Origin of the sequence: Kitasatospora sp. NPDC059795, assembly GCF_042732175.1 — a bacterium.
Classification (GTDB): Bacteria; Actinomycetota; Actinomycetes; order Streptomycetales; family Streptomycetaceae; genus Kitasatospora.
Window position 1 is genome coordinate 208,725 of sequence record NZ_JBHWID010000012.1, and the last position, 19,693, is coordinate 228,417.

Consider the following 19,693-nt stretch of genomic DNA (forward strand, 5'->3'; position numbering starts at 1 on the left):
CCCCATGTGCCCCTGGTTGTGCTCTACAGCCCTCGGGTGGCTCCGCCGTCGATCGGGAGCATGACGCCGGTGAGGTAGGACGCGGCCGGGGACATCAGGAAGGCGGCTGTGCGGCCGAACTCGGCGGGGGTGCCGTAGCGGCGGAGGGGGATGGTTTCGGTGGCGGCTTCGCGGGCGGCGGCGGGGTTGGGGGCGAGGGCGTCGAGTTCGCGGACGCGGTCGGTGTCGATGCGGCCGGGGAGGAGGCCGAGGACGCGGATGCCGCGGGGGCCGAGTTCGTCGGCGAGGGTCTTCGCGGCCATGGCGAGGCCGGGGCGGAGGCCGTTGGAGATGCCGAGGTTGGGGATGGGCTGGCGGACGGAGGTGGAGAGGACGAAGGCGATGACGCCGCCGGAGGGCAGGCGTTCGGCGGCGGCGCGGGCCAGCCGGATCGCGCCGAGGAAGACGGAGTCGAAGGCCGCGCCCCAGGCTTCGTCGCTGGCGGTGGCGACCGGCCCGGCGGCGGGGCCGCCGACGCTGATGAGCATGCCGTCGAAGCCGCCGAAGCGGCCGGTCGCGGCGTCGATGAGGCGCTGTGGGGTGGTGGGGTCGGCGTTGTCGGCGGCCACGCCGTACGCGTGGTCGCCGAGGGCGTCGGCCGCGGCGGCGACCGAGGTTTCGGTGCGGCCGGTGACGACGACGCGGGCGCCCTCGGCGACCAGTTGTTCGGCGGTGGCGTGGCCGAGTCCCCGGGTCGAGCCGGTGACGACGAACACCTTGTCCTTGAGTCCGAGATCCATGCCGACCATTCTGTACGGTCGGCCGGACGGCGTGACGGGGGGTCAGCCCACCGGGATGCCGGGGTTGGTCAGGGCGGCGGGGCCGGTGACGGTGTTGTCGGCGGTGACGGTGACCGGGCAGGCGGTGCGGTCGTAGTTCGTGACGTCGATGGCGTACTTGGCGGCGTTGGCGCCGCTCGCGCCGGTGAGGTCGGAGCGGTTGTTGCGGAAGACGGTGCCGCAGCCCCAGCCGGGGGCCTGGCTGTGGGTCTGGTAGCCGTCGTTCACGGTGCGGACGCCGGTGTTGTTCTCGATGACGTAGCCGTTGCCCTTCACGTCGACCCAGGAGTCGTCGTAGTTGACGTCGGTGAGGCCGTTGCCGTCGAAGCGGTTGCCGGAGACCAGGCCGCCGGTGGTGCCTTCCTTGAGGTCGACGTTCTCGCCGCCGATGTTCGGGCCGATCACGTTGCCGAGGATCTGCACGTAGTCGCTACGGTCGGTGAGCGTGTTGGCGGTGCCGACGTACACGCCCTCGCCCTTGCCGTCGTGGGCGGTGCCGGTGTCGTGGACGGTGGAGTCGCGGAGCACGCCGTGGCTGGAGGAGGTGCGGAAGTGCACGCCTTCCATGGTGGTGTGGTGGACGGTCACCCCGGCGAGCACCACCCAGTCGGAGGCGTCGAGGACGATGCCCTTCTGGGCGTGGGTGACGGTGAGGCCCTGGACGGTCCAGTAGGACGCGCCGTTCAGTGACAGGCCGTAGCCGCCGCCGGTGGAGGTGGTGAGGATCGCGCGGGGGGAGCCGGTGAGGGTGATCCGGGCGGCGGCGGTGCCCGGCACGGTGATCTTGAAGTTGCCGGTGTACGTGCCGTCGGCGAGTTGGATGGTCCGGCCGGGGACGGCGGCGTTCAGGGCGGCCTGGAGTTCCTTGCCGGTGGAGACCGTGACGGTGCCGGCGGCGCCGGCCGGGGTCGGCAGAAGGACCAGGCCGGCGGCGCCCAGGGACAGGGCGAGGGCGAGGCGGATGCGATGCGTCATGCGCGCTCCCAGTGGGGGGAAAGAGCGGATCAGGACAGCTGCACCGCCAATGTGGACTGGACCAATACGGGTCGTCAATGGCCCCGCGCCGACCGTCGCCGCGGCCGGGTGTCAATGGCGCGTGACCGGGAACCGTTCGAAGATGGGGGGACCGGACCACCCACCCGAGGTGCAGCCCATGGAAAGTCGGCGGTTGCCGAGCATCGACGGCGTCGCGGCCGCTCTGGTCGACGGCGACGGACTCGTCGTGGGGTGGACCGCCGCCGCCGAGCAGCTGCTCGCCCTGGACGCGGCGCAGGTCACCGGCCGTCCCGCCCGGGAGCTGCTGGCGGACGGCGTGGAGGAGCGGGCGCTGGAGCGCGGGGCCGGCGAGGTGCGGCTGCGCACCGGCAGCGGGGTGCCGCTGGAGGTCGCCTACCAGGTGCTGCCGCTGGCCGGCGAGGGCGGGCAGGTCCGGGCGCTGGTGCTGGCCACCCCCGCGGACATGGTGGCGCAGCGGCGGCAGGACGAGGCGTTCACCCGGGAGCTGTTCCTGCAGGACCAGCTCGGGCTCGCCGTGTTCGGCCCCGACCTGCGGCTGCTGCGCACCAACACCCACCTGCTGCCCTTCACCGACCTGCCGGACGGCCTGGCCGGGCACAAACTGCACGACTACCTGCAGCCCGACGACGCCGACGCCGCCGAGGCGATCCTGCGGCACGTGATCACCACCGGGGAGCCGGTGGTGCGCACCGCGCTGCGGATCCGCCCGCGGGGCAACCCCCACGGCGGGGCCGTGATGGAGATCCAGGCGTTCCGCCTCCAGGCCCTGGACGGCGCGGTGATCGGCGTGACGGCGCTGTTCGGCGACGTCACCGAGCTGCACCGGTACCGGCGGCGGGCGGACGTGCTGCACCGGGCCACCGCGGCCGTCGGCGGTTCGCTGTCGGTGGCGGGCAACGCCGAGGACCTGGCCGGGGTGCTGGTGCCCGGGCTCGGCGACCGCGTCGAGGTGGACATCGCGGAGGCCGTGTTCAGCGGCGACGAGCCGCTGCCCGACGCGGACGGCCGGCTGACCGTCCGGCGGACCGCCACCGCCGGGGTGCCGCGCACCGACGACCGGCCGCTGGGGCCGCTGGGCCGGGAGGTGCTCGGTGCGCCCGCCGGGTCGGTCGCGGACCCGCCGTCGATGAGCGCGCCGTTGCAGGCCCGCAGCGGGCCGCTCGGCCGGGTCACCGTGCACCGCGACCCCGTCGAGGGCCCCTACCAGCACGAGGACCTCGACCTGCTCCGGGAGATCGCCGCCCGGGCCTCGCTCGCGCTGGACAACGCCCGTCGCTACACCCGCGAGCACCGGGCCGCCGTCGGCCTCCAGCGCAGCCTGCTGCCGCCCGCCGAGACGACCGTGCCCGCCGCCACCACCGCCAGCGTCTACCGGCCCACCGACACGGCGACCGGCGTCGGCGGCGACTGGTTCGACGTCATCCCGCTCTCCTCGGCCAGGGTCGCCCTGGTGGCCGGCGACGTGGTCGGCCACGGGCTGCAGGCCAGCGCCACCATGGGCCGGCTGCGGACCGCCGTGCGGACCCTCGCCGACCTGGACCTGGAACCGGACGAGCTGCTGGTGCACCTGGACGACCTGGTGTCGCAGCTGGTCGTCGAGGGCAGCGAGGAGGAACGCGAACGCGGCGTCGCCGACCCGTCCGGGGCGACCTGCGTGTACGCCGTCTACGACCCGGTGGCCGGGATCTGCCAGGCCGCCAGCGCCGGGCACCCGCCGCCCGCGATCGTCCACCCGGACGGGCGGGTCGAGTACCTGCCGGTCAACCCGGGGCCGCCGCTGGGCGTCGGCGGGCTGCCGTTCGAGGCCGCCGAGTGCGCGCTGCGGGCGGGCAGCGTGCTGGCGCTGTACACCGACGGGCTGATCGAGGGCGGCAACGGCGGCGACGTCGACGAGGGCATGGAGCAGCTGGCCGCGCAGCTCGCCGCGGCCGACCTGGACGGTGACCTGGCGGCCGCGGGACGGGGGATCGTCGCGGAGCTGGCGACCGCCGAGCAGAGCGACGACGTGACGCTGCTGCTGGCCCGGCTGCGCTCCGTCCTGCCGGAGGACACCGTCGCGTGGACCATCGAGGCGGACCCGTCGGAGGTCGCCGTGGTGCGGGAGGCGGCCAGCCGGGCCCTGGAGCAGTGGGGGCTGGGCGAGCTGGTGTTCACCACCGAGCTGGTGCTGAGCGAGCTGGTCACCAATGCGATCCGGTACGCGGGCGGGCCGGTGATGGTGCGGCTGATCCGCTCCTCGGTGCTGACCTGCGAGGTGTCCGACCCGAGCGCCACCCAGCCGCGGATGCGCCGGGCCCGGCTCACCGACGAGGGCGGCCGCGGCCTGTACCTGGTCGCGCAGCTCACCGAGCGCTGGGGCAGCCGGTACACCCGCACCGGCAAGACCATCTGGGCCGAGCAGCGGCTCGCGCCGCCGTCGCTCAGCTGGTAGCGCCGACCAGCTCCTCCGCCTCGGCGGGCTTCGCGGTCTGCTGCTTGGCCTCGCGGCGGGCCAGCACCACCACGCCGACCGGGATCAGCGTGGTGAACAGCCACCACTGGATGGCGTACGCCATGTGCGGGCCGATGTCGGAGTGGCCGGGCTCGGCGAGCAGCTCGGGGGCGGCGCCGCCGGCGGGCTGCGAGGAGGCCAGTTCCAGGTAGCCGCCGAGCACGGTGGCGCCCGAGTACTTGGCCTGCTCCGCGCTGTTGATCACCTTGAACATGCGGTCGGGCATGCCGCCGCGGTTCTTCGCGCCCAGCGCGGCGTACGTCTCGTCGGCGCGCAGCCGTCCGGTCACCGTCACCTCGCCGTCCGGCGGGGCGGGCACGGCGGGCAGGCTGGCGGCGTCCGCGGCGGACTCCACCCAGCCGCGGTTGACCAGCACCGAGCCCTTGCCGTCGGAGAGCACCAGCGGGGTGATCACGAAGTAGCCGATGGAGCTGCCGCCCGGCTCGGTGCGGCCGCGGATCACCACTTCGTGCGCGGCGTCGTAGCGGCCCTGGGCGGTGACGGTGCGCCACACCTCGCCGCCCGGAACGGACCAGCCCGGGGAGGACAGCGAGTCGAAGGCGACCGGCGGGCTGCCCAGGTTCTGGGCCACCAGGTCGTTGCGGGCCACCCGGGCCTCGTGGCGGTGGTACTGCCAGAAACCCAGCCGGATCATGGTCGGGATCAGCACCAGCGCCAGCAGAACGATGACCGCCCAGCGCACGGACAGCAGGAATCGGTACACACCCGGCACGCTAATCCTCCTTACCGTCGCGTCACGCACCGGGGTGCGGCGCGACCTCCCGCAGCAGCTGCAGGAAGGCGTCCTCGCCGACCACCGGGGTGCCGTAGTCGCGGGCCTTGCGGGCCTTGCCGCTCCACGAGGTGGGCTCGTTGGTGACCAGCAGGCTGGTGAGCCGGCTCACCGAGGAGGCGATGTGCAGGCCCGCCTCGATCATCCGGTCCTCCAGCAGTTCGCGGTCGGTGGCGGTGTCGCCGGTGATCGCCACCCGCATGCCCTGCACCAGCGGCGAGCCGTCCTTCCAGCGCCCCGGGTTCGGGTACGGGCAGGCCGGGCGCTTGCGGGCGGGACGGTACGAGCTGCCCCAGGAGCCGCGGGACGGCCCGGCCGGGGCGGCGTCGCCCTCGCCGAGGTCGGTGACGGCCACGCAGGTGGTCAGCGGCAGCGGCACCCCGCCGTCGCGGGCCAGCGCCAGCGACGGGCGGAACACCTCGGCGAGCACCCGGGCGTCGTCCAGCGCGTGGTGCGCCTGGCGCTGGCTCACCCCGAAGTGGGCGGCCAGCGAGGAGAGCTTGCCGTTCGGCAGGGGCAGCCGCAGGTCGCGGGCCAGCACCATGGTGCACAGCCGCTGCTCGACCGGGGCGCGCAGGCCGGCCCGGGAGAACTCGCGGGAGATCATGTTCCAGTCGAACAGCGCGTTGTGGGCGACCATCACCCGGTCGCGCAGCCGCTCGGCCAACTCGGCGGCGACCTCCGGGAAGGTCGGCGCGCCCGCCAGGACGTCGCTGGTCAGGCCGTGGATCCAGACCGGGCCCGGGTCCCGCTCAGGGTTGACCAGGGTGTACCAGTGGTCGGTGACCTCACCGTCCGGGTCGAGCTGGTAGACGCCCGCCGAGATCACCCGGTCCGAGCGCCCGAGTCCGGTGGTCTCCACGTCGACCACCGCGAAGCCACGCCCGGTGCCCCCGCCGGGGCCGGTGCGCTGTGCCGGGAGCGGCGAGGTGGGGAATGGCGCGTACATAGCGCACCACTTTACGGGGAACGAGGGACGGCTCCGGACGGATCGGTCACTCGGGCGACCGTTCTAAAGTGGCAAGTGGGTGCGAACCAGGCATCCGACCTCTGCAGCGAAGGACAACCCTCATGCGCGCCACCGTGATCCACGGCCCCCAGGACATCCGGATCGAGGAGGTGCCGGACCCGCGGATCCAGCGGCCCACCGACGCCGTGGTGCGGGTGCTGAACGCCTGCATCTGCGGCAGCGACCTGTGGGCGTACCGGGGCGTGGCCAAGCGTCAGGCCGGCCAGCGGATCGGCCACGAGTTCCTCGGCTTCGTCGAGGAGGTCGGCCCCGAGGTGCGCGATCTCACAGTCGGCGACCTGGTGGTGGCCCCGTTCGTCTGGTCGGACGGCGTGTGCGAGTACTGCCGCGAGGGCCTGCAGACCTCCTGCCCGCACGGCGGGTTCTGGGGCATCCCCGGCTCGGACGGCGGACAGGGCGAGGCGGTCCGGGTGCCGTTCGCGGACGGCACGCTGGTGAAGCTGCCCAAGGAGGCCGCCGGCGACGAGAAGCTGCTGCCGGCGCTGCTGGCGCTGTCCGACGTGATGGCGACCGGGCACCACGCGGCGGTGTCGGCGGGCGTGCGCCCCGGCGCGACCGTCGCGGTGGTCGGCGACGGCGCGGTCGGCCTGTGCGGTGTGCTGGCCGCGCGGCGGCTCGGCGCCGGCCGGATCATCGCCCTCGGCCGGCACGAGGGCCGCACCGCGATCGCCCGCACCTTCGGCGCCGCCGACGTGGTGCCCGAGCGCGGCGACGCGGCGATCGAGGCGGTCCGCGAACTGACCGGCGGCCGGGGTGCGCACGCCGTGCTGGAGGCCGTCGGCACCGAGGAGTCGATGCGCACCGCGATCTCCATCGCCCGCGACGGCGGCGGGGTCGGCTACGTCGGCGTGCCGCACGGCGGCAGCGCGGGCGTCGACATCCGCCAGATGTTCGACCGCAACGTGCGGGTGGGCGGCGGCGTCGCCCCGGCCCGCGCGTACATCCCCGAGCTGCTGCCCGACGTGCTGTCCGGCGCGATCGACCCGAGCCCGGTGTTCGACCTGACCGTCGACCTGGACGGGGTGCCCGAGGGCTACCGGGCGATGGACGAGCGGACGGCGCTGAAGGTGCGCATCGCCTTCTGACGATTCACGGATTGACGGATTGACGGATTGGCCCTGGCCGGCCCGCGAGAAGGTCGACGCCGCGAAGGACGCCGAACCGGAAGTCCGTTCGTTCACCGGCCTCGGGGCGGACCGACGCCGATCGCCGTCGATCGCCGCCCGGTTAAGCTGGCCCGGCCGCCACCCCGGCGGCCGGGCCGGTGTGGCTTCCGAGGAAGGGCGGGACCGGGATGCTCCTCGACACCTACGGACGGCAGGCCGTCGACCTGCGGGTCTCCCTCACCGACCGGTGCAACCTGCGCTGCACCTACTGCATGCCGGAGGAAGGCCTGAGCTGGCTCGGCCGGGACGACCTGCTCACCGACGAGGAGATCGTCCGGCTGGTCGGGCTGGCGGTTCGCGACCTCGGCGTGCGGGAAGTCCGGTTCACCGGCGGCGAACCGCTGCTGCGGCCCGGGCTCGTCCCCATCATCGCGGCGTGCGCGGCGCTCGACCCGCGCCCCGAGATCTCGCTCACCACCAACGGCATCGGCCTCGCCCGGGTGGCAACCGCCTTGCGGGACGCCGGAGTCGACCGGGTCAACGTCTCCATCGACACGCTGGACCCGGATACGTTCGTGCGGCTCACCCGCCGGCGCAGGCACCAGGACGTGCTGGACGGGCTGGCAGCGGCCGAGGCCGCCGGGCTGCGACCGGTCAAGCTCAACGCCGTCCTGATGCGCGGCGTCAACGACCACGAGGCGGCCGACCTGCTGGCCTGGGCGATCGAACACCGCTACCAGCTCCGCTTCATCGAACAGATGCCGCTGGACGCCCAACACGGCTGGGACCGTTCGCAGATGGTGACGGCGGAGGAGATCCTCGCGCTGCTCCGCACCCGCTTCACCCTGGAGCCCGAGCCGTCCGCGGTGCGCGCCGCCGCCCCCGCCGAACGCTGGCTGGTGGACGGCGGCCCCGCGACGGTCGGCGTCATCGCCTCCGTCACCCGCCCGTTCTGCCGCGCCTGCGACCGCACCCGCCTCACCGCCGACGGCCAGGTCCGCAACTGCCTGTTCGCGACCGGCGAGACCGACCTGCGCGGCGCGCTGCGGGCCGGCGCGAGTGACGCGGAGCTGGCCGAGCTGTGGCGGGCGGCGATGTGGGGCAAGAAGGCCGGCGCGGGCATCGATGCCCCGGAGTTCCTTCAGCCCGAGCGGCCGATGTCGGCGATCGGCGGCTAGTGCCGCGGCACTAGCTCCGGAGGTGGCGGCTCACGTCGCCGACCAGCGTTGCGCGGAAGCGCCGCTCCGTGAAACGCCACTGCCCCTCGCGGCGTTCGAAGCGGTCCTGGTAGCGGCCGCAGACGATGGGCCGGAGGGGCAGTTCGGGGAGCGCCTGGAACACGGTGACGTAGCAGCGGGCGGTCGCCGTGCCCGCCTGCTCGTCGACCTCGACGGCGAGGTTGGTGGTCATGTGCTGGGTGCGCGGGGTGCCGTCGGCGTAGACGATCAGCATGTCCCGGAACATCCGCTCGATCGGCTCCCGCCCGCTCACGGGCTCGCCGCTGCCGGTGAAGGTGGCGTCCGCGAGCAGCGCGCCGAGGCCGGCGAAGTCCCCGTCGTCCACCAGCTCGGCGTAGCGGGCGATCAGGCTCTCTACGGCGTGCCGACCGGGCGCGGGGAGATCGTTCACGGACCTCACTGTAGGCGTGCGGCGTGACGTGCCGTCAGCGGGCGGGGGTCTGGGGGCTTCAGCCCGAGTGGCCGGGGTCGGCTGTTGCCTGCGGCCAGTGCGGCGCCGGCGGTGACGGCTGCCGCAGGCGTCGCTCCTCGACCTCCGCCAGGATCTCTCGGCGCGTCAACTCGGCTTCCTGGCGCTGCGGTTGGAACCGGCCGGGGGCGTGTCGGACGTGCTCCTCCCAGCGGTCCTGCCAGAACTCGACCGTCCACCCCGGCCATCGCTCCGGCATCGCGTACGCCTCCGGCACCGCTCCCGACGTCCACCAGCCGACGTGGCGTCGCACCGGGTCGAGGTGCACGCCGGCCTCGGCCGCCACCCGGCACACGCCGTGCTCCGGGGCGTCCGCCAGCCGGTCGAGCAGGGCCGCGCCCTCGCGGATCGGGTGGTCGGCGATATTGGCCACCACGAAAGCCTGCTCCGGGCCGAGCGTCACCACTGCGGCCATCGGCTCCGGGTCCGTCAGGTCCTCGTCGTCCGGAGCCAGCAACGGCCCCGGGCAGACCGGGCTTTCGCGGTCCCGCACGAACTCCGGGTCCAGCCCCAGATGGGCGCGCACCTCGGCGTTGCCGTCGTACAGCCAGCGGACTTCCCAGCCCGCCCACGCCTCCCGCAGGAGCTCCATGGCCACCGCCCGCCGCCGGAGCCCGACGGTCGGACCCTCCCAGACGAACAGCAGCAGGACCCTGCGGCCGAGATCGATCAGCGCCGCACCCTGGCAGATCCCGTCGTCCAGCCACCAGTCGTCCCGCCGCAGCCCCTCGACCATCGCGAGGGTCTCGGCCGGGCCCGCGAGGAGGTCGAGGTCGATGCCGACGGCGCCGAAGCGGGACAGGTACAGCTCGAACTCGCCGCTCTCGCGGACGATGACGAAGTTCGCTCGGTCGGCCATGGGAAGAGCATGGCCGGTGCCGGCCTGCGGCGACCAGCGAATTGTGCGGTCGCGGGCCACGCCGCGGGGGTGCGCGGCGGCCGGTCAGGCGGAGAAGGGCTCGGTGTCCTTGAGGAAGCCGCGGACGGCGAGGAACTGGCCGAGGGAGTCGCGGTGTTCGTCGCAGGCGAGCCAGGTCTTGCGGCGGTCGGGGGTGTGGAGCTTGGGGTTGTTCCAGTACAGCGTCCAGGTGGCGGACTCGCGGCAGCCCTTGGCCGAGCACTTCGGGGGGCCGGCCGGGCCGTCGGGGCCGGTGGGGGTGCCGAAGAGGGGGTGCGCGGTGTCCATGGGTCCGATCCTATGCCCGGGCATGACGACGCCGGGCAGCCACGGGGGGAGCTGCCCGGCGTCGGTCTGTCGCTCCGACGGGGGATGCGGAGCGCTAAGGAAGTATGGCACGGCGGAGGGCCCGGAAGCTCGTCCGTCCGATGATTAATTTGAGGATCGTCTGAGCTTTCAGCCGGTCATACCGCCAGATGAACGGTCATATCGGGCAGCGGAATTGAGGGATTCTCAATCCTGTGGCCGGTTCTCGGCGGCCGAGGCCGACGCCGAGCCCGAGGCTGCGGCCGCCGCCGCCCCGCCGCCGCCCGTGCCGCCGGGGCCGAGCATCAGCGGGGTGTCGGGGGAGAACGCGAAGGTCGAGGGCAGTCCGGGGGCGCGTTCGCGGCCCGCGTTGGCGATCAGTACCGCGAAGTAGGGGAGCAGGACGCCGCCGGCCAGCGCGACGAACGCCAGCCAGCGCTGGACGTCCCACAGGATGACGGCGAGCAGCACGCACACCGTGCGGACCAGCATGGAGATCACGTACCGGCGCTGCCGGCCCCGGACGTCCTCGCTGAGGCTGCTGCGGGCACCGGTGATCCGGAAGACCTGGTCGTCGTCCGCGCTCTTGCGCATTGTCCATCCATCCTCGGTCGGTTCCGGCCCTACGACCGACCACGGTAACCCCGCTGACGCCGGAGCGACCCACGCGGGGTCGCTCCGGCGGTCAGGCGGTGCGGCGGAGGTACTGGACGGGCACGGCGTCGGTGAGCCAGACACCGTTCGCGGACACCCGGAATTCGTGGCCGTCGGCGGCCATCGCCGCCGCGTCGACCTCCAGGACGACGGGGCGGCCGTGCCGGGAGCCGACCTTGACGGCCGTCCCGGTGTCCGCGGAGAGGTGGACGTCCTGCCGGGCCATCGGGCGCAGGCCCTCGGCCAGGATGTACCGGAGGTTGCGCTCGGCGGTGCCGTGGAACAGCACGTCGGGCGGGGTGGTGGCGGGCAGGCCGAGGTCGACCTCGACGGTGTGGCCCTGGTTGGCCCGGATCGCCGAGCCGTCCTCGGAGTAGGCGAAGCGGCGCTTGTTGTTGGTGGCGACCACGTGGTCCAGCTGGGCGCGGGTGAGCCGCCGGTTGTGCCGGGCCAGCGCGGCGAGCAGGGTGTCGACCGGCACCCAGCCCGCCGCGTCCAGGGTGACCCCGATGGCGCCCGGGTCGTGTCGCAGAATGCGGCTGAGCATCTTCGACGTTCTGACGGTCTGCTTTTCGTCCATCGGGATCCCCCCGGGGGTTCGGTCGGCCGGTCAGGAGGCCTGACTGACCGAGCTCATGTTGAAGTCGGGCACGCGCACCGGCGGCATCGCGGCCCGGGTGAACCAGTCGCCCCACTCGCGGGGCAGGCAGCGTTCGGTGCGGCCCGCCTCGGTGATCCGGCCGAGCAGGTCGACCGGGGACTCGTTGAAGCGGAAGTTGTTGACCGCGCCGACCACTTCGCCGTTCTCGACCAGGTAGACGCCGTCCCGGGTGAGGCCGGTGAGCAGCAGGGTGGCCGGGTCGACCTCGCGGATGTACCAGAGGCAGGTGAGCAGCAGGCCGCGCTCGGTGCGGGCGACCATCTCCTCCAGGGTCGGCGCGTCGGGCGCGGAGGTCTCCAGCACCAGGTTGTCGACCGGCGGGGTGAGCGGCAGCCCCGTCAGGCCCGCGGAGTGCCGGGTGGTCAGCAGGTGGGTGAGGCGGCCGTCGCGCAGCCAGTCGGTGCCGGTCAGCGGCGCGCCGTTGTCGAACACCGAGTCGTTCTCGCCGGAGGAGTGCGCGAGCACGAACGGCGAGGCCTGGATGCCGGGCTCGGCCGGGTCGGAGCGCAGGGTGAGCGGCAGCGGGCTGAGCTGTTCGCCGATCCGGGTGCCCCCGCCGGCCTTGGAGAACACCGAGCGGCCCTCGACGGCGTCCCGCGCGCCGGACGACCAGGACATGTACACCAGCAGGTCGGCGACGGCGGACGGCGACAGGATCGTCTCGTAGCGGCCGGCCGGCAGGTCGATCCGCTTGCGGCCCCAGCCGAGACGGCGGGTCAGGTCGGTGTGCATCGCGGTGACGTCCACGTCCGTGAAGTCCCGGGTGGAGGCGCCGACCCAGGCGGAGCCGGACAGGTCGGCGGTCTTGGCGTTCAGCTCGACGGTGCCGGTGGGCTGGTCGTGCCGCAGCCGCAGGCCGGTGGAGCTGCCCAGGTAGGAGGACGTCAGCTCGTGCCGGGCGAAGCCGTACAGCAGCTCGCCGTTCGCCCGGGCGCGGGCGAAGGCCTCGCCGAGGGCGGGCGCGAACGCGTCGAACACGCCGATGTCGGTGACCTGCGGGGCCGCGGTGAAACGCGGGTCGGCGGGCCGTCCGGTGACCAGCGGCTGGGCGTCCTCGGCGGGTTCGGCGGCCCGGGCGGCGGCCTCGGAGGCGCGCACCAGCTGCTCGACCTCGTCGAGCGTGACGGCCTCCTGGGCGACCACGCCGGCGGCGGTGCCCTGCGCGCCGTTCACGGTGGAGATCACGGTGAGCCGGCGGCCGCGGGTGACGCCGTTGGTGGTCAGGGCGTTGCCCGCCCAGCGCAGGTTGGCGGTGGACTCCTCGTCGGCGATCACCACGCAGCCGTCCGCGCGGGACAGTTCGAGGGCGCGTTCCACCAGCTCGTGGGGGTGCGTGAGGGACATCAGTGACCCGCCTCCTGCTGGGTGTTGAGCACGTTGACCTGACGGAACAGCGCGGACGGGCAGCCGTGGCTGACCGCGGCGACCTGGCCCGGCTGGGCCTTGCCGCAGTTGAAGGCCCCGCCGAGCACGTACGTCTGCGGGCCGCCGACGGCGCTCATCGAGCCCCAGAAGTCGGTGGTGGTGGCCTGGTACGCGAAGTCCTTGACCTGGCCGGCGAGTTCGCCGTTCCGGATGGCGTAGGCGCGCTGCCCGGTGAACTGGAAGTTGTAGCGCTGCATGTCGATCGACCAGGAGCGGTCGCCGACGATGTACAGCCCGTTCTCCACCTGGGAGATCAGGCCGGCGGTGTCGGGGCCGTCGGCGGCGGGCCGGAGCGAGACGTTGGCCATCCGCTGCACCGGCACGTGCGCCGGGGAGTCCGCGTAGGCGCAGCCGTTGGAGCGCTCGAAGCCCTTCAACCCGGCCATCGGGCGGTCGAGTTGGTACCCGACCAGGACGCCGTCGCGGATCAGGTCCCAGGACTGGGTGGCGACGCCCTCGTCGTCGTACCCGATGGAGGCCAGGCCGTGCTCGGCCGTCCGGTCTCCCGTGACGTGCATCAACTCGGAGCCGTACTTCAGGCTGCCGAGCCGGTCGAAGGTGGCGAACGAGGTGCCCGCGTAGGCGGCCTCGTAGCCCAGCGCGCGGTCCAACTCGGTGGCGTGGCCGATCGACTCGTGAATGGTCAGCCACAGGTTGGACGGATCGATCACCAGGTCGTAGCGGCCCGCGGCGACGCTCGGCGCGCGCATCTTCTGCGCCAGCAGCTCGGGCAGCTCGGCCAGTTCGGCGTCCCAGTCCCAGCCCTTGCCGCGCAGGTATTCCCAACCGCGCCCCGCCGGCGGGGCGATGGTGCGCATCGAGTCGAACGCGCCCGTCCGCTCGTCCACGCTGGTGGCCTCCAGCCACGGGTGCAGGCGCACCCGCTGCTGGGTCGTCACGGTGCCCGCGGTGTCCGCGTAGAACTTGTTCTCCTGCACCGTCAGCACCGCCGCCGACACGTGCGAGACGCCGTCCGCCGCCAGCAGCCGGGAGGACCACTCGGCCAGCAGGCCGGTCTTCTCCGCGTCCGGCACGTCGAACGGGTTCACCTCGTACGCGGAGACCCACTCCGCGTCCGGGTACACCGGCTCCGGGGCCAGCTCCACCCGCTCACCGGACCCGGCGGCGCGGCTGATCCCGCCCGCCAGCCGGGCCACCGCCACCGCCTGCTCGGCAACCGCCGCCGCCGACGCGGGCGTCAGGTCCACCCCCGCCGCGAAACCCCAGGCGCCGTCCAACAGCACCCGGACGGCGAAGCCCAACTGCACGGTGTCCGACGACCCCGACGGGCGGGCGTCCCGCAGCCGCCAGGCCGCCGAACGGACCCGCTCCAGGCGGAAGTCGGCATGCGAGACGCCCAACTGCCGGGCCCGCGACAGGGCCGCGTCCGCCAACGGACGCAACGGGTACGAGAGGAACTGAGGATCCAGCGCGGAGGGGGGCATCGGGCTCCCTGGGTCGAGGGTCGGGCACAACGGGCCGCCCCCGGCCGAGGGCGCACCCGCTCGCATCATCCCCGGCCACAGGGCGCACGGCCAGCAAATATTCGCCGCGCCGCCCTGACGACCCGTCAGGCCGGGCCTACGAGAGCACCTCCCACCAGCCGTCCGGCTCCGGCGGGTTGCCCGCCTCCACCCGCTGCCCCGGACGCGGCACCGCCAGCGCCACCCCCTGCGCCTTCGCCTCCGCCAGCAGCCGCTCCACCGGCTCCGCCCAGCGGTGCGGCGCCAGGTTGAACGTGCACCAGTGCACCGGCACCAGCAGCCCGCCGCGCAGCTCCAGGTGCGCCCGGACGGCGTCCTCCGGGGTCAGGTGGATGTCCGCCCAGGCGTCGTCGTACGCGCCGATCGCCATCAGCGCCGCGTCGAACGGGCCGTGCTGCTCGCCGATCCGCGCGAAACCCTCGAAGTAGCCGGAGTCACCGGTGAAGAACACCTTCCGCTCCGGCCCGGCCACCACCCACGAACCCCACAGCGTGGTGTTGCGGGTGAACCCCCGGCCGGAGAAGTGGTGCGCCGCCGTCAACGTCAGCGTCAACTCGCCGAGCGTGCACGTCTCGTCCCAGTCCAGCTCGATGATCCGATGCTCCGGCACACCCCAGCGCCGCAGGTGCCCGCCGATGCCCAACGGCACCGCGAACGGCGCCGACTGCAACTCCACCAGGCGGCGCACCGTCGCCATGTCCAGGTGGTCGTAGTGGTCGTGCGAGATCAGCACCGCGTCCACCGGCGGCAGCGACGCCAGCTCCACCGGCACCGGGTGCAGCCGCTTCGGGCCCGCCAGGTGCGACGGCGAACAGCGCTCCGACCACATCGGGTCGACCAGCACCCGGCAGCCGTCCAGCTCCAGCAGCGCCGACGCGTGCCCGTACCAGGTCACCGCCACGCCCTCGGACGCCGCGGCCGGCTGCTCCGGCGCCGCCAACGGCACCGGACCGGCCGGCACCCGCCCGTCCTTCTCGAACAGCATCCGGCGCAGCGTCGCCCCGTCCGGGCGGCCCGGCGCACCGGGCGACACCTGCGACGGCGCGTTGTGGAACACCCCGTCCCGGTACTGCGGGGACACCCGCACCCGCGGATCCAGTGGGTCCGGACGGCGCCCGAACTGGGCCGGCAACTCCCGCAACGCCCAGGCCGCCGCACCCGCCACCGTCAGGGCCGCCACCGCAGCCAGCGCCCGGCGGCCTGCCCGGCCAGGGAGTGCACCACTCATCGCGTCCGCTCCGATCGGCTCGCTCGAATCGGCGCCCCGGACTCTCCGAAGCACCTCCGGGGGCAACGCCCGCCACCGGCCCGGCGTTCCCCCACGCCGGACCCGCACCCGGATTGTCGGGATGCGACAGAACTCACCCCGCAAGGCCTGTCGAAGGCCGCTCCGCCCGGCTCGCACCCTACCGATAGCGTCACAGGTGGCTACGCGTGCGCTCCGCACGCGCACATCGAGTAGGGAAGAGGTGGACCGTTGAGCCGCTCGGTACTGGTCACCGGAGGTAACCGGGGCATCGGCCTCGCCATCGCCCAGAGCTTCGCCGAGGCCGGCGACAAGGTCGCCATCACCAGCCGCAACGGCGAGGTCCCGGCGGAACTCGCCAAGTACGACGTCCTCGCGGTGCGCGCCGACATCACCGACACCGAGCAGGTCGACGCCGCCTTCACCGAGATCGAGGCCGCGCACGGCCCGGTCGAGGTCCTGGTCGCCAACGCCGGCATCACCAAGGACACCCTGCTGCTGCGCATGTCCGAGGACGACTTCACCTCCGTCCTGGACACCAACCTCACCGGCACCTTCCGGGTCGTGAAGCGCGCCGCCGCCAAGATGCTGCGCGCCCGCAAGGGCCGCGTCGTCCTGATCTCCTCCGTGGTGGGCCTCAGCGGCTCCGCCGGGCAGGCCAACTACGCCGCCTCCAAGTCCGGCCTGGTCGGCTTCGCCCGCTCGCTGGCCCGCGAACTCGGCTCCCGCAACATCACCGTCAACGTGATCGCGCCCGGCTTCGTCGACACCGACATGACCGCCGTGCTCAGCGAGGAGCGCCGCAAGGAGATCGTCTCCGGCGTCCCCCTGGGCCGCTACGCCGCCCCCGCCGAGATCGCCTCGGCCGCGCGGTTCCTGGCCTCCGACGAGGCCGCGTACATCACCGGAGCCGTCATTCCCGTCGACGGCGGATTGGGCATGGGTCACTGACCATGAGTGGAATTCTCGAAGGCAAGCGCATTCTGATCACCGGCGTGCTGATGGAGTCCTCCATCGCCTTCCACACCGCGAAGCTCGCCCAGGAACAGGGCGCCGAGATCATCCTCACCGCCTTCCCCCGGCCCAGCCTCACCGAGCGCATCGCCAAGAAGCTGCCCAAGCCGGTCAAGGTCCTGGAGCTCGACGTCTCCAACGCCGAGCAGCTGGCCGGCATCGCCGACCAGGTCCGCGAGCACCTGCCCACCCTGGACGGCATCGTCCACTCCATCGGCTTCGCGCCGCAGGACGCGCTCGGCGGCAACTTCCTCGACACCCCGTGGGAGTCCGTCGCCACCGCGATGCAGGTCTCCGCGTACTCGCTGAAGTCCCTCACCACCGCGCTGCTCCCGCTCATGCAGGACGGCGGCTCGGTGGTCGGCCTGACCTTCGACGCGCAGTTCGCCTGGCCGCAGTACGACTGGATGGGCCCGGCGAAGGCCGCCCTGGAGTCCACCAACCGCTACCTCGCCCGCTACCTGGGCGAGCGCGACATCCGCTGCAACCTGATCTCGGCGGGCCCGATCGGCTCGATGGCCGCGAAGTCCATCCCGGGCTTCCCGGACCTGGCCGCGACCTGGGACACCCGCTCCCCGCTCAAGTGGGACGTCTCCGACCCGGAGCCGGCCGCGCGCGGCGTTGTCGCGCTGCTGAGCGAGTGGTTCCCGAAGACCACGGGCGAGATCGTCCACGTGGACGGCGGGCTGCACGCGATCGGCGCGTAGCAGCTTTTTCAGGGGCCCGGGGAACTGTTGGACCGTTCCCCGGGCCCCGGTCTTTACTCAGGTGTCTTTCCTCAGGCCTTGCACCTGCCGATGGCGCGGCCTGCCGCCTCGGCGGCCTTCTCGGAGTCGCCGGACCTGATCGCCTCGATGATGTCGGAGTGCGGGACCCAGCGGTGGGGGAGCAGGTCGGGGCCGACGTCGTGGCGGAGGTGGGCGAGGAGGACCTCGCCGAGGTCGGCGTAGATGGCGGCCAGGACGTCGTTGTGGGCGGCGGACACCACCGCGTGGTGGAACGCGGCGTCGGCCTGGATGAAGTCCTCGGGGACGCCGGCGTGCCAGGCGGCGTCGCGGCGGGCCAGGGCGGCGTCGAGGAGTTCGAGGTCGCGGGCGGTGCGGCGGGTCGCGGCGAAGCCGGCGGCGGAGGTCTCCAGGGTGGCGCGGAGTTCGGCGACCTGGTCCTGGTCGGCGTCGGCGAAGCGGCGGTGCATGACGCCGGCGAGTTCGCTGGTGGCGAGGACGTAGGTGCCGGAGCCCTGCCGGATGTCGACCAGGCCGTTGTGGGCGAGGGCGCGCACGGCCTCGCGGACGGTGTTGCGGGCGACGCCGAGCTGGTCGACCAGCTCCGCCTCGGTCGGGATGCGTGATCCCACCGGCCACTCGCCCGAGGTGATCTGGCCCCGGAGTTGGGCGATCACCTGGTCGGAGAGCGGGGTGCGGCGAGTGGTCGACAGCGCCAAGGTCGGCTCCTTCTGTGGTTTACGTCATCAGGATACCGGGGCGACGAAAGTCATCCCATGATTCTATGATTACGCCATGTCTACCGCAGCAGACCCCTCAGCAACCGAGACCGAGAGCCCCCGACCAGCCCCCTCACCCGTCGCCACCGCCTCCAGCGGCGCCGCCGCCGTCCTGCTCGCCGTCGCCGTGGCGGCCGCCGCGGTCAACCTGCGCCCGGTGGTGACCAGCCTCGGTGCGCTGCTCGACCCGGTCCAGGAGGGCCTGGGGATGAGCGCCACCGTGGCCGGCCTGCTCGCCGCGGTGCCGCCGCTGTGCTTCGCGGTGCTGGGCATGGCCGCCCCCGCGCTGGCCCGCCGGCTGGGCCCGATCACCGTGGTGACGGCCGCGCTGGGCGCCATCACGGCGGGCGTGGTGGCCCGCTCGTTCACCGGTTCCACCGCGGTGTTCCTGCTGCTCACCGCGCTGGCGCTGGCCGGCGTGGCACTGGCCAACGTGCTGCTGCCGGTGGTGATCAAGCGGTACTTCCCGGACCGCGTCGCCCCGATGATCGGCCTGTACTCGATGGCGCTGTCGGTCGGCACCTCGCTGGCCGCCGCCACCACCGTCCCGCTGGCCCACGCGCTCGGCGGCTCCTGGCGGCTCGGCCTGGGCGTCTGGGCGCTGCCGGCCGTCCTCGCGCTGGCGCTGTGGCTGACGGTGCTGTTCGGGCGCCGCGAGAAGAACGGCGGCGGCTCCGGTCCCGCGCCCGCGCACGTCCGGCTGCCGATCCTGCGCAGCCGTACCGCGTGGGCGCTGGGCGCGTTCTTCGGCCTCCAGTCCACCAGCGCGTACAGCACGATGGGCTTCCTGCCGAAGATCTACCACGAGGCGGGCGTCTCGGAGTCCGCGGCCGGCGTGCTGCTGGCCCTGGTGATGGCGATCAGCGTGCCGGTCTCGTTCGCGCTGCCCAACCTGGCCGCCCGGCGCGGCGACCAGCGGCTGTACGTGGTGGTGCTGGGCCTGTGCGGCATCGCCGGCTACATCGGGCTGATGCTGGCGCCCGGGACGGTGCCGTGGCTGTGGGCGATCCTGGTGGGCCTGTCGATGTGCGCGTTCCCGCTGGCGCTGACCATGCTCGGCCTGCGCGCCCGCACCCCCGGCGGGGTGGCCCAGCTGTCGGCGTTCGCGCAGAGCCTGGGCTACCTGATCTGCATCCCCGGCCCGATCCTGATGGGCGCGCTGTACGAGCGCACCGGCGAGTGGTACCTGCCGCTGGGCCTGCTCGCGGCGCTGCTGGTGCCGCAGATCCTGGTCGGACTGCGGGCGGCCCGGGCCCGGCACATCGAGGACGAGGCCGTCCGTTAGGCTCGTCGGCATGCCAGTACTCGACCCGAATCCCCAGGGCGGCCAGAAGAAGCTGCTGCAGATGCTCGGCGTGATCGCCGGGATCGTGGTGCTGCTCGCGATCATCGCGACGGTCGCCCAGAACATGGGCTGACCGGTCGGGGGGGGGGGGGGCCCCCCCCGGGGGGGGGGGGGGGGGCCCCCCCCCCCGCCGGGGGGGGGGGGGGGGGGGGGGGGGGGGTTTGTGGGGGGGCCCCCCCCCGCGGAGGATGAGT

20 protein-coding genes are annotated in these 19,693 nt (G+C 73.5%); 7 read left to right on the top strand and 13 right to left on the bottom strand.

All coding sequences use genetic code 11. The annotated features are described in order from the left end of the window. Window positions 1-23: 23 nt before the first annotated feature. Complete coding sequence (locus ACFV4P_RS24470) at window positions 24-779, bottom strand: SDR family oxidoreductase (protein WP_380474475.1); 756 nt, start codon at window positions 777-779, stop codon at window positions 24-26. Between the two features lie 42 nt (window positions 780-821). Continuing rightward, complete coding sequence (locus tag ACFV4P_RS24475) at window positions 822-1,793, bottom strand: right-handed parallel beta-helix repeat-containing protein (RefSeq protein WP_380474477.1); 972 nt, start codon at window positions 1,791-1,793, stop codon at window positions 822-824. A gap of 193 nt (window positions 1,794-1,986) precedes the next feature. Here ACFV4P_RS24475 and ACFV4P_RS24480 point away from each other — a divergent pair, with 193 nt between their 5' ends. Beyond that, a complete protein-coding gene (locus ACFV4P_RS24480) occupies window positions 1,987-4,266 on the top strand; it encodes a SpoIIE family protein phosphatase (protein WP_380474479.1) in 2,280 nt (759 codons plus the stop codon). On the opposite strand, the gene ACFV4P_RS24485 is transcribed toward ACFV4P_RS24480, so the two are convergent. Together ACFV4P_RS24485 and ACFV4P_RS24490 are read right to left on the bottom strand one after the other, a co-directional pair. Beyond that, window positions 4,256-5,059, bottom strand: a complete 804-nt coding sequence (locus ACFV4P_RS24485) for an SURF1 family protein (RefSeq protein ID WP_380474481.1) — start codon at window positions 5,057-5,059, stop codon at window positions 4,256-4,258. The two genes, ACFV4P_RS24480 and ACFV4P_RS24485, sit on opposite strands and share 11 nt — an antisense overlap. Before the next feature lie 22 nt (window positions 5,060-5,081). Continuing rightward, window positions 5,082-6,068 carry a DEDDh family exonuclease gene (locus ACFV4P_RS24490; RefSeq protein WP_380474483.1) on the bottom strand — a complete coding sequence of 329 codons (987 nt, stop codon included), beginning with the start codon at window positions 6,066-6,068 and terminating at the stop codon, window positions 5,082-5,084. A gap of 122 nt (window positions 6,069-6,190) precedes the next feature. Between ACFV4P_RS24490 and ACFV4P_RS24495 the strand changes: the two genes are divergently transcribed. Together ACFV4P_RS24495 and moaA are read left to right on the top strand one after the other, a co-directional pair. Continuing rightward, on the top strand, window positions 6,191-7,234 hold the full coding sequence (locus ACFV4P_RS24495) for a zinc-dependent alcohol dehydrogenase family protein (RefSeq protein WP_380474485.1): 1,044 nt from the start codon (window positions 6,191-6,193) through the stop codon (window positions 7,232-7,234). A gap of 209 nt (window positions 7,235-7,443) precedes the next feature. After that, on the top strand, window positions 7,444-8,433 hold the full coding sequence (gene moaA / locus ACFV4P_RS24500) for a GTP 3',8-cyclase MoaA (RefSeq protein ID WP_380474487.1): 990 nt from the start codon (window positions 7,444-7,446) through the stop codon (window positions 8,431-8,433). 10 nt (window positions 8,434-8,443) lie between these two features. Here the strand turns inward: moaA and ACFV4P_RS24505 are convergent, their stop codons facing one another. The 8 genes from ACFV4P_RS24505 to ACFV4P_RS24540 form a co-directional block, all read right to left on the bottom strand. Next, on the bottom strand, window positions 8,444-8,884 hold the full coding sequence (locus ACFV4P_RS24505) for a nuclear transport factor 2 family protein (protein ID WP_380474489.1): 441 nt from the start codon (window positions 8,882-8,884) through the stop codon (window positions 8,444-8,446). 58 nt (window positions 8,885-8,942) lie between these two features. Beyond that, the gene (locus tag ACFV4P_RS24510) at window positions 8,943-9,821 is read right to left on the bottom strand and encodes a hypothetical protein (protein WP_380474491.1); all 879 of its coding nucleotides are present in this window, start codon (window positions 9,819-9,821) and stop codon (window positions 8,943-8,945) included. Window positions 9,822-9,905: 84 nt separating this feature from the next. Continuing rightward, complete coding sequence (locus tag ACFV4P_RS24515) at window positions 9,906-10,148, bottom strand: hypothetical protein (protein WP_380474493.1); 243 nt, start codon at window positions 10,146-10,148, stop codon at window positions 9,906-9,908. A 225-nt stretch (window positions 10,149-10,373) separates the two neighbouring features. After that, window positions 10,374-10,760 (bottom strand): DUF3099 domain-containing protein, encoded by a 387-nt coding sequence (locus tag ACFV4P_RS24520; protein WP_380474495.1) that lies wholly within the window; start codon window positions 10,758-10,760, stop codon window positions 10,374-10,376. A gap of 91 nt (window positions 10,761-10,851) precedes the next feature. Further along, complete coding sequence (locus tag ACFV4P_RS24525; protein WP_380474497.1) at window positions 10,852-11,400, bottom strand: RNA 2'-phosphotransferase; 549 nt, start codon at window positions 11,398-11,400, stop codon at window positions 10,852-10,854. 30 nt (window positions 11,401-11,430) lie between these two features. After that, window positions 11,431-12,825: a metallopeptidase TldD-related protein gene (locus tag ACFV4P_RS24530; protein ID WP_380474499.1), complete on the bottom strand. Its 1,395-nt coding sequence runs from the start codon at window positions 12,823-12,825 to the stop codon at window positions 11,431-11,433. Then, window positions 12,825-14,351, bottom strand: a complete 1,527-nt coding sequence (locus ACFV4P_RS24535) for a TldD/PmbA family protein (protein ID WP_380474500.1) — start codon at window positions 14,349-14,351, stop codon at window positions 12,825-12,827. The genes ACFV4P_RS24530 and ACFV4P_RS24535 overlap by 1 nt, the downstream gene beginning before the upstream one ends. 136 nt (window positions 14,352-14,487) lie before the next feature. Further along, a complete protein-coding gene (locus ACFV4P_RS24540; RefSeq protein ID WP_380474502.1) occupies window positions 14,488-15,618 on the bottom strand; it encodes an MBL fold metallo-hydrolase in 1,131 nt (376 codons plus the stop codon). 249 nt (window positions 15,619-15,867) lie between these two features. On the opposite strand from ACFV4P_RS24540, the gene fabG reads away from it, so the two are divergent. Further along, window positions 15,868-16,587 carry a 3-oxoacyl-[acyl-carrier-protein] reductase gene (fabG, locus tag ACFV4P_RS24545; RefSeq protein WP_380474504.1) on the top strand — a complete coding sequence of 240 codons (720 nt, stop codon included), beginning with the start codon at window positions 15,868-15,870 and terminating at the stop codon, window positions 16,585-16,587. 2 nt (window positions 16,588-16,589) lie between these two features. Continuing rightward, a complete protein-coding gene (fabI, locus tag ACFV4P_RS24550) occupies window positions 16,590-17,357 on the top strand; it encodes an enoyl-ACP reductase FabI (RefSeq protein WP_380474506.1) in 768 nt (255 codons plus the stop codon). Between the two features lie 71 nt (window positions 17,358-17,428). On the opposite strand, the gene ACFV4P_RS24555 is transcribed toward fabI, so the two are convergent. Next, entirely contained in the window at window positions 17,429-18,094 is a 666-nt protein-coding gene (locus ACFV4P_RS24555) for a FadR/GntR family transcriptional regulator (protein WP_380474508.1), read from the bottom strand. 76 nt (window positions 18,095-18,170) lie between these two features. Here ACFV4P_RS24555 and ACFV4P_RS24560 point away from each other — a divergent pair, with 76 nt between their 5' ends. Both ACFV4P_RS24560 and ACFV4P_RS24565 read left to right on the top strand, forming a co-directional pair. Beyond that, a complete protein-coding gene (locus tag ACFV4P_RS24560; RefSeq protein ID WP_380474510.1) occupies window positions 18,171-19,439 on the top strand; it encodes an MFS transporter in 1,269 nt (422 codons plus the stop codon). 10 nt (window positions 19,440-19,449) lie between these two features. Then, window positions 19,450-19,572, top strand: a complete 123-nt coding sequence (locus ACFV4P_RS24565; RefSeq protein WP_274536991.1) for an SGM_5486 family transporter-associated protein — start codon at window positions 19,450-19,452, stop codon at window positions 19,570-19,572. The last annotated feature ends 121 nt before the right edge of the window (window positions 19,573-19,693 follow it).